This window comes from Stenotrophomonas sp. SrG, from assembly GCF_050031795.1.
GTDB classification, from domain to species: Bacteria; Pseudomonadota; Gammaproteobacteria; order Xanthomonadales; family Xanthomonadaceae; genus Stenotrophomonas; species Stenotrophomonas rhizophila_A.
Genome location: NZ_JBNBBE010000136.1, coordinates 1 through 292, shown reverse-complemented (window position 1 = coordinate 292; position 292 = coordinate 1). Strand labels below are relative to the sequence as shown.

The 292-nt window shown below is 50.3% G+C and carries 1 rRNA gene; it reads left to right on the top strand.

Annotated features, from left to right (window positions below):
• Positions 1-292: ribosomal RNA gene (locus ACQG3P_RS19285) — 23S ribosomal RNA — on the top strand; the annotation flags it as partial.

Genomic DNA, 292 nt, shown 5'->3' with positions numbered 1-292 from the left:
CTGGCCATAGAAGGTGATAGCCCTGTATTTAAAAGGGCCACTCCAGTGAAGACGAGTAGGGCGGGTAACGTGAAACCCTGTATGAACATGGGGGGACCATCCTCCAAGGCTAAATACTACTGACCGACCGATAGTGAACCAGTACCGTGAGGGAAAGGAGAAAAGAACCCCGGAGAGGGGAGTGAAATAGATCCTGAAACCGTGTGCGTACAAGCAGTAGGAGCTAGAAAGAGTGACTGCGTACCTTTTGTATAATGGGTCAGCGACTTACTGTTCGTGGCAAGCTTAACCG